Origin of the sequence: Mesorhizobium sp. M7A.F.Ca.CA.003.01.2.1 (assembly GCF_003998945.1) — a bacterium.
Taxonomy (GTDB): Bacteria; Pseudomonadota; Alphaproteobacteria; order Rhizobiales; family Rhizobiaceae; genus Mesorhizobium; species Mesorhizobium ciceri.
In genome coordinates this window covers 1-2,088 of the sequence record NZ_RZRA01000961.1, presented here as the reverse complement: position 1 = coordinate 2,088, position 2,088 = coordinate 1, and the positions used below count along the sequence as shown (strand labels likewise).

Here is a 2,088-nt window from a genome sequence, read left to right as displayed (position 1 = left end):
GCGCGGCACCGCCGGCGCCGAGGCGACGATGAGGCGGACGGGTGCCGCCGTCGGTTCGGGCCCAGCCGCCTGCCGCAGCAGGAACACCGGCCGGCCGGCCGCTTGCGCCCTTGCATGCAGCCGGCGTGTCGCGGTCAGGTCAAGCCGCTGCGGATTGCCGCGGATTTCCAGGATGACGGCGGCGAGCGCCGTCATCCGGGCCGCCTCCTCGGCGACCCACAGCGCATCGACGAGCCTTGGCGCCTCGGAAAACAGCAATTGCTCCGGCTCGATGCCGAACGAGGCGTGAAGCCCCCTGGCATAGGGAAAGCCGGCCTCGCGAAAAATCTCCGATGTGCCGATCCACAGCACCGGCAGCCCCGGCGTTTGCTTGAGGATCAGGCTGGTGAGCGACAAAGCGAAGCCGGCGACGGCCCCGGCATCGCGGGTTTCAAGCCCATGGATTTCGCTCAGGGCGGCCTTCGGCAGCCCGCCGCTCAGGGCGGCATCGAGGCGCCCGACGCCGATAGGCAGGAACGCATCCGGCAACGCCGCGGCAATGCCACGCCGGACGATTGTGAGATCAGTGTTGACGTCAGCATCAAAGGGTGCGGCTGCCGGCGCAGCCAAGCGCTCGGGCAGCGTTCCCTCGATTTTCGCGATCTGGCGGCGCAGGGCAAAAACAGTCTCCCGCGCCACGGCGGTCATCGCCATGACGGTCAGCTTCCACTCACAATTGTTCCTGTTATGTTCCTATAGATTCCAGAGCGCATCCCAAGAGTCAAGCAGAGTCATGGGGAATTTATTCCTCTCTGCAGGGATGGCGCAGGCGCATCGGCCCGTTCATTTGCCGATTCCGGTGCGAAAGCCTATATGCCGGGATCAAAGGATAAAGCATGGCCCGCATCTACAAGACCCGCACCTGGCACGACGAACTCTCGCCCTCGATGGACGAAATGGAGTTCCTGGCGCTGGAGGCGTACGCCCATCTGCCGGAGGATTTTCGCAAGCTGACCGGCGAGATCGTCATCCAGATCGCCGAATTCCCGACCGACGAAATCATGGACGATCTGTCGCTGGAAACGCCATTCGACCTGCTCGGCCTGTTCGAGGGACGCGGCATCGCCGAGCGCTGGAACCCGCAGACCGGGGAAGGCCCGAACCGCATCACGCTCTACCGCCGCGCCATCCTCGATTACTGGTCCGAGAACGAAGAGACGCTGGGCGACATCGTCACCCACGTGCTGATCCACGAGATCGGCCACCATTTCGGCCTGTCGGACGATGATATGGAGAAGATCGAAGAGGCGGCGGAGTAGGGTGCGCTGATATTCAGGTGATGCCGGCCTGCAAATGATGGCTTCCTGCGCTTCCCCGCTCTACCGCGTCGCGGTAGAACGGTGCTCACGTACCCAAAAGTACGCTCCGCTCCGGTTCTCGGAAACCACCATTTTCGACTCGGCCTGACCTGAATCTCAACACACCCTGCGTCGGAGCTTTTCAAATCTACCAGTCACTCAGCTTGGTATCGGGCCCGTATTCCTGACCGTCGATATCCTTGACCACGGCCTGGCCGCAACGCATCGCTTTGGCCTTCTTGTCGTAGGCATAGGTCGGCGAGCCGAACAGATGCCAGCCCTTGTTCAGCGCCGCTGTCACCTTGTGGCAGAAGCTGGCATCGTCCGGAGCGGACAGAAAGCGGTAGAGTTTCATTGTTCAATTCCTGTCGTGAGTAGCTGTAGCCCGCTCGCATCCATCGAGCATTTATGACCCGATGGCGGCTGCCTTCGCCAGCAGTTTTTCGGCCTTCGCCAGATGCAGCCGCTCGACCATCCTGCCGTTCAGCGCGATCACGCCCTTGCCGGCATTCTCGGCGAGCGCGAAGGCTTCCTTCACCGAGCGTGCCTCGGCCACCGCTTCCGTGGACGGCACGAAGGCGCGGTTGGCGGCTTCGATCTGGGCCGGGTGGATGAGGCTCTTGCCGTCGAACCCCATGGCCGCGGCTTCCGCGCATTCATGGGCGAAAGCGTCGAGGTCGCGAAAATCGTTGGAGACGCCGTCGAGCATGTCGATGCCGCCGGCGCGTGCGGCCAGCACCATCTGCATCAG

The 2,088-nt window shown here is 63.3% G+C and carries 4 protein-coding genes; 1 reads left to right on the top strand and 3 read right to left on the bottom strand.

The features are described 5' to 3' along the window. On the bottom strand, nt 1–693 hold a 693-nt coding region (locus EN969_RS28280; protein WP_127419590.1), incomplete at its 3' end, for a hypothetical protein. Between the two features lie 182 nt (nt 694–875). On the opposite strand from EN969_RS28280, the gene EN969_RS28275 reads away from it, so the two are divergent. Beyond that, nucleotides 876–1,298, top strand: coding sequence for a metallopeptidase family protein (locus EN969_RS28275; protein WP_023763026.1), 423 nt, complete (start codon nt 876–878; stop codon nt 1,296–1,298). Nucleotides 1,299–1,485: 187 nt separating this feature from the next. Here EN969_RS28275 and EN969_RS28270 read toward each other — a convergent pair whose 3' ends face one another. Further along, nucleotides 1,486–1,692: a DUF1737 domain-containing protein gene (locus tag EN969_RS28270; protein ID WP_013528780.1), complete on the bottom strand. Its 207-nt coding sequence runs from the start codon at nt 1,690–1,692 to the stop codon at nt 1,486–1,488. A 51-nt stretch (nt 1,693–1,743) separates the two neighbouring features. Further along, nucleotides 1,744–2,088 (bottom strand): aldolase/citrate lyase family protein (locus EN969_RS28265; protein WP_164758566.1); only part of this gene is annotated, 345 nt, incomplete at its 5' end.